Below are 13,328 nucleotides of genomic sequence, written 5' to 3' on the forward strand. Positions count from 1 at the left end.
GTACCCTATCCGCCCGGCGCGGGTCGACCCGCCACGGCTCAGCCGGTGTCGAGGTCTCGGCGGCGCAGCCCGGCGAGGCCCGCCGCGGTGAGGACGGCCGCGGCGCCGGTCAGCCACGCCAGCGGCGTCCACTCGACGGGCCGGGCCGGGAGCTTGGGGACGTGCGTGAACGGCGACACGTCCAGGACGGGCTGCGCGAACCCCAGCACCGCCCCGAACAGCGTGATCAGCACCGCCGCCCCGACGACGGCCCACGCGGCGGCCGCCAGCCGGGGCGCGAGCCCGAACAACGCGACGGCCGCGCCCGCGACGACCCAGACGGCCGGGAGCTGCGCCAGCGCCGCCCCGGTCAGCCGGGGCACCGATCCCGCGTCGTGGACGAGGCCCATCGCGACGCCCGCGACCGCGAGCGACACCGCCGGGCCGAGCGCCGCGAACGCCAGGTGGCCCGCCGCCCACCGGACCCGCCCGACGCGCGTCGCCAGCAGCGGCTCGACGCGGCCCGCCGCCTCCTCGGCGCGCGCCCGCAGCGCCGCCGACACCGCCTGCGCGGCGGCGATGAGCCCGAGCGTGGTCATGGTGGACGCGAAGAACGCGTCCTCGATCCCGTGCGTCCCGCCGAGCCGGGTGAACACCTTCTCCAGCTCGGGGTTGTCGCGGACGAGGTCCCGCACGCCGCCGACGACGCCGCCGTAGACCAGGCCGAGCGCCGCGAACCCCGCGACCCAGCCGTACGAGGCGCGCGACTGGAGCCGCCAGGCCAGCCCGAACGCGCCGCGCAGGGTGCGGCCCGCCGTCGCGGGGCCGAGCCGGGGCGGCAGGACGCCCGCGCCGAGGTCGCGCCGCGCCGACAGCTCCGCCGCTCCCCATGCGAGCGCGGCGAACGCCGCCGCCGCGAGCGCGAACACCCACCAGCGCTCGTCGCCGTACGGGCGGGCGCGCTGGACCCAGCCGAACGGGCTCAGCCAGCCCAGCCACGACAGGCCGCTGTCCGCGCCGCCCGCGTCGGCGGCCAGCCGCACGACGTACGCGGCCCCGACCGCGCCGATCGCCAGCCCGCGCGCCGCCGCCGCGCTCTCGGTGAGCTGCGCGGCGAGCGCCGCGACCGCCGCGAACACCAGGCCCGCCGCGATGAGCTGCGCGCCGAACGCGACCGACCCGGCGGCGGGCAGGCCCTGCGCGACGAGCCCGGCCGCCAGCACGCCGCCCGCGACGACGCTCGCGGCGGCCGTCACGCCGAGCGCGGCGGCCAGCGCCGCGCCCCGGCCGAGGACGGTCGCTCCGAGCAGCTCGCGGCGGCCCGCCTCTTCCTCGACGCGCGTGTGCCGGATGACGGTCAGCGCCGTGACCAGCGCGAGCACGACCGGGATCGTCGCGGCGCGCTGCGCGACGATGCCGCCGACGCCCGAGTCGTACAGCGGGCCGTACAGGGCGAGGAACGTGGGGTTCGTCCCGGACGTCCGGGCGTATTCGAGGCGGTCGGCGGCCGTCGGGTACAGGCCCTCGTACGTCGAGACGAAGCCGATCGGCACGAGCGCCGTCACCAGCGTCCAGAGCGGCAGCGAGATCCGGTCGCGGCGCAGCGCGAGCCGGGCCAGCGCGGGCGTGCCGGTGAGCGCGCTCATCGGGCGGCCTCCGCCGTGCCGTAGTGGCGCAGGAACAGCTCTTCGAGCGTCGGCGGGCGGCTGGCGAGCGTCCGGACGCCGATCGCGGTGAGCCGCGCCAGGACGTCGCCCAGCTCGGCGGTGTCCACCTGGCAGCGCAGCCGCGTCCCGTCCACGTGCGCGTCGTGGACGGCGGGCAGGTCCGCGATCCCGTCCGGCGGCGCGGCCAGCTCCGCGTCCAGCGACGTTCGGGTGAGGTGGCGCAGCTCGGTGAGCGTGCCGGACTCGACCGTCCGGCCGTCGCGGACGATCGTCACCCGGTCGCACAGCGCCTCGACCTCGGACAGGACGTGGCTGGACAGCAGCACCGTCCGGCCCCGCTCGCGCTCCTCGCGGACGCAGTCCTGGAAGACCTCCTCCATGAGCGGGTCCAGGCCGGACGTCGGCTCGTCGAAGATCAGCAGCTCGGCGTCGGACGCGAGCGCGGCGACCAGGCCGACCTTCTGCCGGTTGCCCTTGGAGTAGGCGCGGCCCTTCTTGCGCGGGTCGAGGGCGAAGCGCTCGTACAGGCCGTCGCGGCGGGCCGGGTCGAGGCCGCCGCGCAGCCGTCCGAGCAGGTCGACGACCTCGCCGCCGGTGAGGTTCGGCCACAGCGTCACGTCGCCGGGGACGTACGCGACGCGGCGGTGCAGCTCGGTTCCGTCGCGCCACGGGTCGCCGCCGAGCAGCGTCGCGGTGCCCGAGTCCTTGCGGAGCAGGCCGAGCAGCACGCGGATGGTGGTGCTCTTCCCCGCTCCGTTCGGGCCGAGGAAGCCGTGGACCTCTCCGGCGCGGACCTCCAGGTCCAGGCCGTCGAGCGCGCGCGTCCGGCCGAACGTCTTGACGAGTCCGGACACCGCGATGGGCGTCGTCATCAGCGATCAGCTCCTGTCGTCGGGGGTCGTGCCGCCGGGTGTGCCGCCGGGTGTGCCGCCGGTCGGGCTGGCGGGTGTGCCGCTGGTCGTGCCGCCGGTCGGGCTGGCGGGCGTGCCGCCGGGCGGGTCGGCGGGCGTGCCGCCGGACGAGCCGCTGGGCGGGCCGCCGGGCGGGCCGCCGGGTGTGCTGGCGGGCGGGGTCAGGGCGGCGATGGCCGCGCGGGCCTGTTCGCGCATCTCGGGGGCGACGAGGGCCTCGCCGAAGACGTCCAGGACGGCGAGGGCCATTCGCGGGTAGCCCTCGGGCGTCAGCGGGTCGGCGCCGAGGGCGCGGCCCAGGTGCTCGTGCAGCACGACGAGGCCGAAGCTCATCGCCGTCAGCACCGCCGCGTAGCCGGGCAGGTCGTCGGTATCGGGCCGGTTCAGGCCGCCCGAGCCCTGGTCGAGCAGGTCGGTCGTGACGGCGACCGAGTCGTCGAACAGCGCTGCCGCGCCGGGGGAGCCGTCGACCAGGGAGCGCGCGAGGTAGCGCTGGATCGGCAGGCCGATCGCGACGGCGACGCCGAGGACGCCCGGGTCTTCGACGCCGTGGTCGAGCGCGTCGCGTTTGACCGTGCGGATGACGTCGACCGTGTACTCGTCGCAGGCCGCGCGCAGCCCGTCCTTGGTGCCGAAGTGGTGCTGGACGAGTCCGGGGGAGACCCCGGCGGCGCGGGCGATGCCGCGGATCGTCGCGCCCTTGACGCCGTGCTCGGCGAACTCGCGGAGCGCGGCGTCGCGGATGCGGGCGCGGGCGGTGAGGTCGTCCTCGGTGTGCATCGTCCTCCAATACAAACGTACAGTCGACGATACGCTTGTATCGGCCGGGTGCGCCAGGGGGTTGACGGCCGCCTCCGGCGGAAACGATCAAGATCGTGCGGGCGGGGACCGGGTTCTGGTGCGTGGCCGTCGCGTTCGCCGTGCTCATGGCGTTCGGGACGGCCCCGACGCCGCTGTGGCCGCACTACGCCGCGCGCGACGGCTTCGGCGAGACGACCGTCACGCTCGTCTTCTCCGGCCTCGTCGTCGGCACGGCGCTCAGCCTGCTCACGGTCGGGCACCTGTCCGACCGCTTCGGCCGCCGCCGCACGGCCGCCGCCGCCCTCGCCGTCGCGACCGCCGCCGCGCTGACCCTCGCGCTGTGGCCCGCCCTGCCGGGCCTGTTCGTCGGCCGGATCGTGAACGGCGTCGCGATCGGCCTCATGGCCGGAACAGCGACGAGCTACCTCTTCGACCTCAATGCCCGCGCCCGACCAGACGGCGGCACGCAGCCGGGCGGGGGCGCGCGGTTGGCGGCCGTCGTCGCGACGGCCGCGAATCTCGGCGGGCTCGCGCTCGGGCCGCTCGCGGCCGGGCTCGTCGCGCAGTGGGCGGCCGATCCGCTGCTCGTCGTGCAGGCGGGGTTCGCGGTCGCGCTCGCGGTGTGTCTGGCGCTGGTCGCCCGCGTGCCCGAGACCGTGGACACCGACGCGGCGGGCCGTCCGCCGCGCTTCGCGCTGCGCCCCGGCGGGCGCGTGCTGTTCGGGTCGGCGGGCGCGCTGGCGTTCACCGCGTTCGCGCTGTTCGGGCTGTTCACGTCGCTGGGCTCCAGCGTGTCGCGGGAGCTGGGCGTCCACGACCCGCTGCCGTCCGCGCTGCCCGCGACGCTGATGTTCGCGGGCGCGGCCGGAGCGCAGATCGTCCTCGACGCGGCGCCCTGGGCGCGGCAGCTCGCGGTGGGCGCGGTCGTCTTCCCGCTCGGGCTGGCGTGCGCGGCGACGTCGGTCGCCCGCCCGTCGTTCTGGCTGTACCTGCTCGGCGCGACGGTGGCCGGGGCGGGCGCGGGGCTGCTGTTCCGCGTCGGCCTGACGCGGAGCGCCGAGTCCGCGCAGCCGTCCTCCCGCGCGGGCGTGATGGCCGTCTTCTACACGATCGCCTATTTCGGGATGGGCATCCCGTCGGTGCTGTTCGCGGTGATCGTCCGCCACGTAGCGGTGGCATCAACGATGGCGGGTTTCGCCGCCGCCATCGCCGCAGCCGCCGTGACCGCCGCCCTCACCGTCCGCCGCCGCTGACTCAGCGGCACCGGTTCGGCGAGTACAGATGGCTGTCCGGGAAAGACTCGGCCGTCAGCACGCGCCCCGCGATGATCACGGCGGTGCGGCGGATTCCGGCGGCGCGCACCTGCGCCGCGATGGTCGCGAGCGTGCCGCGCAGGACCAGCTCGTCCGCGCGGCTCGCGTTGGCGACGACCGCGACCGGGCAGTCCTCCCCGTAGTTCGGGACGAGCTCCGCGACGACGTCCTCGATCCGCTGCACGGCCAGGTGAAGGACGATCGTCGCCCGGCTGCGCCCCAGCGTCGCCAGGTCCTCCCCGGGCGGCATCGGCGTCGCCCGCGCCGACGTCCGCGTCAGGACGACGGTCTGGCCGACCGCCGGAACGGTCAGCTCGTGGTTCAGCGCCGCCGCTGCGGCCGCGAACGCGGGCACTCCCGGCGTGACGCGATACGGGATGCCGAGCGCGTCCAGCCGCCGCATCTGCTCGGCCATCGCGCTGAACACCGAGGGATCGCCCGAGTGCAGCCGCGCGACGTCGCGTCCCGCCGCGTGCGCCTCGGCCATCGCCGCGACGATCTCGTCCAGCGTCAGCGACGCCGTGTCGATCCGCGCCGCGTCCGGCGGGCACCACGTCAGGACCTCCGGCGGCACCAGGCTCCCCGCGTACAGGCAGACCGGGCAGGCGGCGATCAGGTCGCGCCCGCGCAGCGTCATCAGGTCGGCCGCGCCGGGCCCGGCGCCGATGAAGTGGACCGTCATCGCGTCACCGTCCACTGGGTCACGGGCATCGCGGGCCTCCATCCGGTGAACGCGCCGACCGGTGCGGCGCGGCTGATCTCGACGCGCGTCAGGTCGCCGCCGAGTTCGGCGCGGGCGCGCACGACGGCGGCCTCGGACTCGAGCGTCACCGCGTTGACGACGAGCCGCCCGCCGGGCCGCAGCGCCGTCCAGCACGCCTCGACCATGCCGGGCGCGGTGACGCCGCCGCCGACGAACACCGCGTCGGGCGTCGGCAGGCCGCGCAGCGCGTCCGGCGCGGCCCCGGTGACGACGCGCAGCCCCGGCACGCCGAGCGCACGCGCGTTGGCGGCGAGCCGTTCCGCGCGGACGGGATCGCGCTCGACCGCCACCGCCCGGCACGCCGGGTGCGCGCGCGTCCACTCGATCCCGATCGAGCCCGCGCCGCCGCCGACGTCCCACAGCAGTTCGCCGGGCAGCGGCCCGAGCCGCGCCAGCGTGATCGCGCGGACCTCGCGCTTGGTGAGCTGCCCGTCGTGGTCGTACGCGTCGTCGGGCAGGCCGGGGACCACCGGCAAGGCAGGCCCCGAACCGCATTCGACGGCCACGATGTTCAACGGATCGACGTCCCTGTGGACAGGCCCGACCCGCTCGTCCACAGACCCGAGGCGTTCCAGCACGGTCATCGAGGACGAGAACCCCCGCTCGGCGAGCAGCGCGACCACCGCGTCCGGCGTCGCGGAACCCGAACTCAGCACCAGAATCCGCCGCCCCGGCGCGAGCAGCGCGTGCAGCCGCTCCAACGGCCGCCCCACCGCGCTCAGCACCGCCGTGTCCTCCTGCGCCCAGCCCAGCCGCGCGCACGCCAGCGACACCGACGACGGATGCGGCAGGACGCGCAGCCGCGCGCCGTGCCGCGCGAGCGTCGTCGCGATCCCGTAGTGCGTCGGATCGCCGCTGGCCAGCACCACCAGCCCGCGCGGAGCATGCGCGGCGAGCAGCCCCGGGATCGCGGGCACCAGCGGCGACGGCCACGCGACGCGCTCGGCGGCGACCGCGTGGGGCAGCAGCGCGAGCTGGCGCGGCCCGCCCAGCACGACGCGCGCCTCGACCAGCGCGGCCCGGGACGCGTCCGGCAGCCCGGCCCAGCCGTCCGCGCCGATCCCGACGACGACGACCTCCGGGTCAGACACGTCCGAGAATCCGCTCGACCCTGATCTCCAGCACGACGCGCAGCGGGTTCTTCCGGGGCGGCTTCCCGTACCGCTCGGCGTACCGCGCCTCGGCGTCCGCGACCTCGGCCGCGCCGGGACGGACGAGCGCGGTGCCCTCCAGCGTCGTCCAGCGCCGCCCGTCCACCTGGCACAACGCGACCGGCGAGCCCTCCGGCGCGATGTTCCGCGCCTTCACCGAGGGGCCGGACGTGATCACCCGCGCGATCCCGGCCGCCGCGTCGAGCGTCGCGCTGACCGGCACCACGTGCGGCCGCCCGTCGCCGTCGAGCGTCGTCAGCGTGCAGAGGTGCCGCTCGCGCCAGAACTCGGCGACGCGGGGGTCGTCCAGGGAAAGTCGGTGGTCGACGGGCCGGGCGGGCTGCATAGTGTCCTTCCTGGGCGTTGCTGGGCAGAAGCATTCCAGAGGCCGGTCGGACGGGGCCCGCCGGGTAGCCTGGCAATTGCGAATCACTTGCAACAAGGGGGCGGCGACGTGCGCACGGCCGAGGTCAAACGGCGGTTCCTGGACCACTTCGCGGCGCGCGGCCACACCGTGGTCCCCAGCGCCCCGCTCCCCGCCGAGGACCCGAACCTGCTGTTCGTCAACGCGGGCATGGTCCCGTTCAAGCCGTACCTGCTCGGCCAGGTCGCGCCGCCTTATCCGCGCGCGGCGAGCGTCCAGAAGTGCGTGCGGACGCTCGACATCGACGAGGTCGGCAAGACCACCCGCCACGGCACGTTCTTCCAGATGAACGGCAACTTCTCGTTCGGCGACTACTTCAAGGAGGAGGCGATCCGGTTCGCGTGGGACCTGGTCACCGCCTCCGTCGCGGACGGCGGCTACGGCCTGGACGCCGACCGGATCTGGGCGACGGTCTACCGCGACGACGACGAGGCGCACGGCCTGTGGCGCGACGTCGTCGGCCTGCCCAGCGAGCGGATCATCCGGCGCGGCATGGCCGACAACTACTGGTCGATGGGCGTCCCCGGACCGTGCGGCCCCTGCTCGGAGCTGTTCTACGACCGCGGCCCGGATTTCGGCCGCGCGGGCGGTCCCGAGGCGGACGAAGACCGCTACATGGAGTTCTGGAATCTCGTCTTCATGCAGTACGAGCGGGGTCCGGGTACCGGCAAGGCGGATTTCCCCATCCTCGGCGAACTGCCCGCCCGCAACATCGACACCGGCATGGGCCTGGAACGCATGGCCGCGCTGCTGCAGGGTGTGGACAACCTCTACGAGATCGACGAGACCCGGCCAATCCTCGACCGCGCCGCCGAGCTGACCGGTAAGAAGTACGGCGCGCGCTCCGGCCGCGCCGCGTCCGAGAGCCACCCGGACGACGTGCGGCTGCGCGTCGTCGCGGACCACGTCCGCACCGCGCTGATGCTCATCGGCGACGGTGTGACGCCCGCCAACGAGGGCCGCGGCTACGTGCTCCGCCGCATCCTGCGCCGCGCCGTCCGCGCGATGCGGCTGCTCGGCTTCGAGGACCCGGCGCTGCCCGAACTGCTGCCCGTCGCCCGCGACACGATGTCCCCGTCCTATCCGGAGGTCGCCGCCGACTTCGAGCGCATCGCGTCCTACGCGTACGGGGAAGAGGACGCGTTCCGCAGCACGCTCCGGCAGGGCAGCACCCTGCTCGACCAGGCCCTCGGCGACGCGCCCGAGCGGCGGCTGCCCGCCGCCACCGCGTTCCGGCTGCACGACACCTACGGGTTCCCGATCGACCTGACCGTCGAGATCGCCGCCGAGCGCGGCGTCGCGGTGGACGTGGACGGCTTCCGCTCTCTCATGGCCGAGCAGCGCCGCCGCGCCAAGGCCGACGCGCAGGCCAAGAAGAGCGGCCACGCCGACACCGGGCTCTTCCGGGCGGTCCTGGACGAGTCGGGCCCGACGGAATGGCTCGCCTACGAGACCCTCGACACCGAGTCGACCGTCCAGGCGATCTTCCGGGACGGCGTGCCGGTCACGTCGGCGGCGGACGGCGACCTCGTCACCGTCGTCCTCGACCGGACGCCGTTCTACGCCGAGTCCGGCGGCCAGGACAGCGACGCCGGACGGCTGGCGGCCGCCGGCGCGTCCGCCGAGGTCCTGGACGTCCAGCGGCCCGTCAAGGGCCTGATCACGCACCTCGTCCGGGTGACGGGCGGCGAGATCCCGCTCGGCGCGAGCGTCCGCGCCCACGTCGATCCGGAATGGCGGCTCGGCGCGCGGCAGGCGCACTCGGGCACCCACGTCGTCCACGCGGCGCTGCGGCAGGTGCTCGGCCCGGCGGCGCTGCAGTCCGGCTCCTACAACCGGCCCGGCCACCTGCGGCTCGACTTCGCGTGGCGCGGCGGGCTGTCGCCCGCGATCCGGTCGGAGGTCGAGGAGGCCGCCAACGTCGCGATCCGCCGCGACCTACCGGTGGACGTCCGGTACATGGCGCTCGCGCAGGCCCGCGAGATCGGCGCGCTCGCGCTGTTCGGCGAGACCTACGACGAGACGGTCCGCGTCGTGGAGATCGGCGGCGCGTGGTCGCGGGAGCTGTGCGGCGGCACGCACGTCGACCGGTCCGCGCAGATCGGGTCGATCGCGCTGACGTCCGAGCAGTCGGTCGGCGCGGGGCAGCGCCGCGTCGAGGCCGTCACCGGGATCGAGTCGTTCCGCTACCTCGCCCGCGAGCGGGATCTCGTCGCGCGGCTCGCGGAGCAGGTCGGCGCGCCCCGCGACGAGCTGCCCGACCGGATTACCGCGCTGCTGGAGCGCGTGAAGACGGCCGAGCGGGAGGCGCGGCGGCTCCGCGACGAGCGGACGGCCGGCGAGGCGCGGCGCCTCGCGGACGCCGCCGACGACGTCGGCGGGGTCGCCTACGTCGCCGCGTCCACCGGCGACGACCCGCGCGCCCTCGCGCAGCGCGTCCGCGACGCCGTGCCCGCCGGACGCGCCGCCGTCGTCGCGGTGCTCGGCGCGAAGAGCCTGGTCGTCGCGGCCAACGGGGCGGCGCGGGCGCGCGGCCTCGGCGCGGCCGGGCTGCTGCGCGGCGTCGGCCGCGGCGGCGGCGGGGACGACCTCGCCCAGGGCCCCGCGACCGGCGGCGACGCGCTCGACGCCCTCCGCGCGCTCGTCGCGGAGCGCGCCGGCTGACTTTGCTTTCACTGTCGGTGACCATTAGATTACTCGTCGTGGTCATTCGGGCATCCCACGATGTACGTCACCGGCTCGGCCGGACGGTCCGCGGCCGGGCGGGCCCCGGGCGCCGGCGGCGCGGCAGGCACCGGCGGCGCGTGTTCCCGTCCCGCCGCGCCGTCGTCTGCGCGGCGGTCGTCTTCCAGGTCGCGCTCGGCGGCGTCTACTCCTGGAGCGTGTTCGCACGGGCCCTGCAGCGGCCCGGCTCGGGGTTCGGGCTCGGGCACGCGGAGGCGGTCCTGCCGTTCTCCGTCGCGATCGGCGTCGTGTTCGTCGGGACGACGCTCGGCGGCCGCCTCCAGGACCGGCGGGGCCCGCGCGCCGCCGCGCTGCTCGGCGGCGCGCTGTACTCGCTCGGCGCGCTGCTCGCCTCGCTCGCCACCGGTGCCGACCGGCTCTGGCTGCTGCTGCTCGCCTACGGCGTCGTCGGCGGGCTCGGGCTCGGCATCGCCTACATCGTGCCGGTCGCGATGCTCCAGAAGTGGTTCCCCGAACGGCGCGGGCTGATCACCGGGATCGCGGTCGGCGGGTTCGGGTTCGGCGCGGTGCTCGTGTCGCCCGTCGCGCAGTGGCTCGTCGATCACGGGCACGGGCCGCCGACGCGCGCGTTCCTGCCGCTCGGGCTGGCCTACCTCGTGCTGACGACGTTCTCGGCGCTGCTCTTCCGCAATCCGCCGCGGCCGGGCGGCCTCGCCCGGACGCGCGCCGCCCGGTCGGGGCTCGGCGGCGCGGCCCGCTCCGGGGCCGGGTGGGACGCGGGTGTCGGCGGTCGGCGCGCCGGCGGCCGGCCGGGCGGGGGCGCGGCGGGCGCGGACCGGTCCGGCGGCGACCTGACCTGCGCGGCGGCGCTGCGGACCCGCCAGTGGTACCTGCTCACCGCGATGCTGACGCTGAACACCGTTTCGGGCATCGGGTTCGTCGCGGTGACGGCCGGGGCGGCGGGCTCGATCACCGGGATGGGCCCGGCGGGCGCGGCCGCGCTCACCGGCGGCATGGGCCTGGCCAACGGCGGCGGGCGCGTGCTGTGGGGCTGGCTGTCGGAGCGGCTGGGGCGGATGCGGACGTTCGCGCTGATCCTGGCGCTGATGGGGCTGTGCCTGCTCGCGGTGCCGTACGCGACGTCGCCCGTGCTGTTCGTGCCGCTGGCCGCGGTCGTCTTCGCCAGCTTCGGCGGCGGCTACGCGGTCATGCCCGCGACGACGGCCGACTTCTTCGGCCTCGCGCACGCGGGCGCGATCTACGGGCTGATGAACGTGGCGTGGAGCATCGGCGGGGTCGTCGGCCCGCTCCTGGTCGCGGCACTGGTATCCGGAGGCGACTACCGAACGGCCTTCATGGCTCTCGGCGCCCTGGCCCTGGCGGCCACGGCCCTCCCGGCCCTGACCCGCCCCCCGGGCCGCCGCCGAGCCCACCGCCGAGTCCTCCCACCCCTACGAGTCCTCGAACGCGTCGGCTGACCGCCCGCCCGCACCGCGCGCACCGCGGCGACCGGCGGTGTGCGCGGGCGGCCGAACGAGACCGCGCCTGCCGCGGCAAGGGTCGCAGCTCAGACGCTCGGGCCGTCCGCCGCTGCCGAAAACGATTACTGGACTTTCCACAACCGCACGGTGCCGTCGCGATCGCTGCTCGCCAGGGTGCGGCCGTCCGGACTGAACGCCACGGATGTGACGGGGCCGGTGTGGTCGTTGAGTGTGGTGATGGTGCGCCGGGTCTTCACGTCCCACAGCCGCACGGTGCTGCCGTCGCCACCAGCCAGGATCCGGCCGTCTGGGCTGAACGCCATGGAGGTAACGCTGGGCCCGGCATGGGAGGTGAAAGCGGCGACGGCCTGCCCAGTCGCCACATCCCACAGTCGCACGGCCTCGGCTTGCACCAGGCTGCCGCTTGCCAGGGTGCGGCCGTCTGGACTGAACGCCACCGACTGGACGTGGTAATCGTGTCCGTGGAAGAAGGCTGCGATCCTGCGTCCGGTCTTCACGTCCCACAGCCGCATGATGCCGCTTTCGCCGCCGGCCAAAATCTGACCGTCCGGGCTGAACGCCACTGCCTCAATGCCGAGATCGCCGTGGCAAGTGAGAATGGCGGTATTCTGCCCGGCCGCCACATCCCACAGTCGCACGGTCCTGGTCCCACTGCTGCTGGCCAGGGTCTGGCCGTCTGGGCTGAACGCCACCGACAAGACGTTGAGGACGCGGCCAAAGAACCCGGACACTCCGTTGAGAGTGACGATGTTGCGCTCAGTCGTCAGATCCCACAGCCGCACGGTTTTATCGCCGCCGCTGGCGAGGGCGCGTCCGTCCGGCCTGAACGCCACCGAACGGACGGTTTTCGTGTGGCCGGTGAGGATGGCGGTGTTGCGCCCGGTCTCCACGTCCCACAGTCGCACGGTATTGTCGGCGTTGGCGGTGGCCAGGGTCTTACCGTCCGGGCTGAACGCCACCGAAGTGACGCCACCGGTGTCGTTGGTGAGGGTGGCGGGGGCGTGCCCGATCGCTATGTCCCTGGGACCGATCGGTGCAGTGCCGCCGCCATCGTCCGGTGTTTGTACGCGGGCGGCCATCGGTGCCGTTGGTCCCGTTGGTGATCGGGGCGGCCAGGGCGCGGTTGTGAGCGTGGGGTCGGTGTCCGGGGCGGTGCGGTTGCTGAGCCCGTTGAGAATGTCTTCGGCGCTGGGGCGGTTGGCGGGGTTTTTGACGAGGCATGCGCCGACCAGTTCGTGCAGGTCGGTGGGAAGACCGCCCATGTGGGGTTCCGCGTTGACGATGCGGTGGACGATCGCGGGGATGGTCGGGGCGTCGAAGGGTGCCCGGCCGGTGGCGGCGAAGACGAGTACGCAGCCGAGGGAGAATACGTCGCTGGGCGCGTCGGCCCGCTCGCCGCGCACCTGTTCGGGGGACATGTAGGCGAACGTGCCGATGACCGCGCCGTTGGAGGTCAGGGAGCTGGCGTCGGCTGGACGGGCGATCCCGAAATCGATGATCCGCGGCCCGTCCTCGGCCAGGATCACATTGCCCGGCTTCAGATCCCGATGCACTAATCCGCAGCCGTGGATCGCGGCCAGTCCTTCGGCCAGCCCCGCGCCGAGCTTGCGTACCGCGTCCGCCTCCAAGGGGCCGTGATCGCGCACGGCCTGGTGGAGGGACGGGCCCGGGATGAACTCGGTCACCAGCCAGGGGGACTCGGCGTCCGGGTCGGCGTCCACCACGAGCGCGGTGTGGAATCCGCCGACCTGCCGCGCGGCCTGGACCTCCCGGGCGAACCGCGCACGGTACTGCGGGCTGGAGATGTGCTCGGCGCGGATCACCTTCACCGCGACCTTCCGGCCGCCTCGGGAGACGCCCAGGAAGACCTGCCCCATGCCGCCCGCGCCGAGCCGACCGGTCAACCGGTACGGCCCGATCTGGCGCGGATCGCCCGGTCCCAGCGGTTCCACCGACACACGCCTCCCGCTCAGAAGAACAAACGTGTCTGACCATCCGAAAGCATTCCAGGACGCAGCGCTGAGCGCACCCGCTCCACCCTTTCGCCACGGCGCTCCGGGCCTTGACCTGCCGCCCCCAGGCCACCGCCGAGCCCGCCACCTGGTGGTTCACGGGAGTTGCTCGTCGGCTGT

The 13,328-nt window shown here is 75.0% G+C and carries 10 protein-coding genes; 3 read left to right on the top strand and 7 right to left on the bottom strand.

Annotated elements, in window-relative coordinates; genetic code table 11:
* Positions 1–38: 38 nt before the first annotated feature.
* From G339_RS0115130 to G339_RS33775, 3 genes are read right to left on the bottom strand one after another with little or no spacing between them, the layout of a single operon-like run.
* Positions 39–1,625, bottom strand: coding sequence for an ABC transporter permease (locus G339_RS0115130; protein ID WP_019631923.1), 1,587 nt, complete (start codon positions 1,623–1,625; stop codon positions 39–41).
* Entirely contained in the window at positions 1,622–2,518 is an 897-nt protein-coding gene (locus G339_RS0115135; protein ID WP_019631924.1) for an ABC transporter ATP-binding protein, read from the bottom strand. The genes G339_RS0115130 and G339_RS0115135 overlap by 4 nt, the downstream gene beginning before the upstream one ends.
* A gap of 6 nt (positions 2,519–2,524) precedes the next feature.
* Positions 2,525–3,337, bottom strand: coding sequence for a TetR/AcrR family transcriptional regulator (locus G339_RS33775; RefSeq protein WP_019631925.1), 813 nt, complete (start codon positions 3,335–3,337; stop codon positions 2,525–2,527).
* A gap of 95 nt (positions 3,338–3,432) precedes the next feature.
* Between G339_RS33775 and G339_RS0115145 the strand changes: the two genes are divergently transcribed.
* Positions 3,433–4,611 (top strand): MFS transporter, encoded by a 1,179-nt coding sequence (locus tag G339_RS0115145; RefSeq protein ID WP_019631926.1) that lies wholly within the window; start codon positions 3,433–3,435, stop codon positions 4,609–4,611.
* Between the two features lies 1 nt (position 4,612).
* Here the strand turns inward: G339_RS0115145 and cobM are convergent, their stop codons facing one another.
* Genes cobM through G339_RS0115160 form a run of 3 tightly spaced genes read right to left on the bottom strand, consistent with a single transcriptional unit; the run spans position 4,613 to position 6,931 of the window.
* Positions 4,613–5,353 (bottom strand): precorrin-4 C(11)-methyltransferase, encoded by a 741-nt coding sequence (gene cobM / locus G339_RS0115150; protein WP_026341463.1) that lies wholly within the window; start codon positions 5,351–5,353, stop codon positions 4,613–4,615.
* Entirely contained in the window at positions 5,350–6,525 is a 1,176-nt protein-coding gene (cbiE, locus tag G339_RS0115155) for a precorrin-6y C5,15-methyltransferase (decarboxylating) subunit CbiE (RefSeq protein ID WP_019631928.1), read from the bottom strand. The genes cobM and cbiE overlap by 4 nt, the downstream gene beginning before the upstream one ends.
* Positions 6,518–6,931 carry a pyridoxamine 5'-phosphate oxidase family protein gene (locus G339_RS0115160; protein ID WP_019631929.1) on the bottom strand — a complete coding sequence of 138 codons (414 nt, stop codon included), beginning with the start codon at positions 6,929–6,931 and terminating at the stop codon, positions 6,518–6,520. The genes cbiE and G339_RS0115160 overlap by 8 nt, the downstream gene beginning before the upstream one ends.
* Positions 6,932–7,039: 108 nt before the next feature.
* Here G339_RS0115160 and alaS point away from each other — a divergent pair, with 108 nt between their 5' ends.
* Positions 7,040–9,673: an alanine--tRNA ligase gene (gene alaS / locus G339_RS0115165; RefSeq protein ID WP_019631930.1), complete on the top strand. Its 2,634-nt coding sequence runs from the start codon at positions 7,040–7,042 to the stop codon at positions 9,671–9,673.
* 140 nt (positions 9,674–9,813) lie between these two features.
* Positions 9,814–11,172, top strand: a complete 1,359-nt coding sequence (locus G339_RS0115170) for an OFA family MFS transporter (protein WP_019631931.1) — start codon at positions 9,814–9,816, stop codon at positions 11,170–11,172.
* A 125-nt stretch (positions 11,173–11,297) separates the two neighbouring features.
* Here the strand turns inward: G339_RS0115170 and G339_RS0115175 are convergent, their stop codons facing one another.
* On the bottom strand, positions 11,298–13,148 hold the full coding sequence (locus tag G339_RS0115175) for a WD40 repeat domain-containing serine/threonine protein kinase (protein WP_019631932.1): 1,851 nt from the start codon (positions 13,146–13,148) through the stop codon (positions 11,298–11,300).
* Between the last annotated feature and the right edge of the window lie 180 nt (positions 13,149–13,328).

Origin of the sequence: Actinomadura atramentaria DSM 43919, assembly GCF_000381885.1 — a bacterium.
Lineage (GTDB): Bacteria > Actinomycetota > Actinomycetes > Streptosporangiales > Streptosporangiaceae > Spirillospora > Spirillospora atramentaria.

Excerpts from the sequence above, each read along its gene's own strand:
- G339_RS0115130 (WP_019631923.1), bottom strand. The coding sequence starts at position 1,625 with ATGAGCGCGCTCACCGGCACGCCCGCGCTGGCCCGGCTCGCGCTGCGC.
- G339_RS0115135 (WP_019631924.1), bottom strand. The coding sequence starts at position 2,518 with ATGACGACGCCCATCGCGGTGTCCGGACTCGTCAAGACGTTCGGCCGG.
- G339_RS33775 (WP_019631925.1), bottom strand. The coding sequence starts at position 3,337 with ATGCACACCGAGGACGACCTCACCGCCCGCGCCCGCATCCGCGACGCC.
- cobM (WP_026341463.1), bottom strand. The coding sequence starts at position 5,353 with ATGACGGTCCACTTCATCGGCGCCGGGCCCGGCGCGGCCGACCTGATG.
- G339_RS0115160 (WP_019631929.1), bottom strand. The coding sequence starts at position 6,931 with ATGCAGCCCGCCCGGCCCGTCGACCACCGACTTTCCCTGGACGACCCC.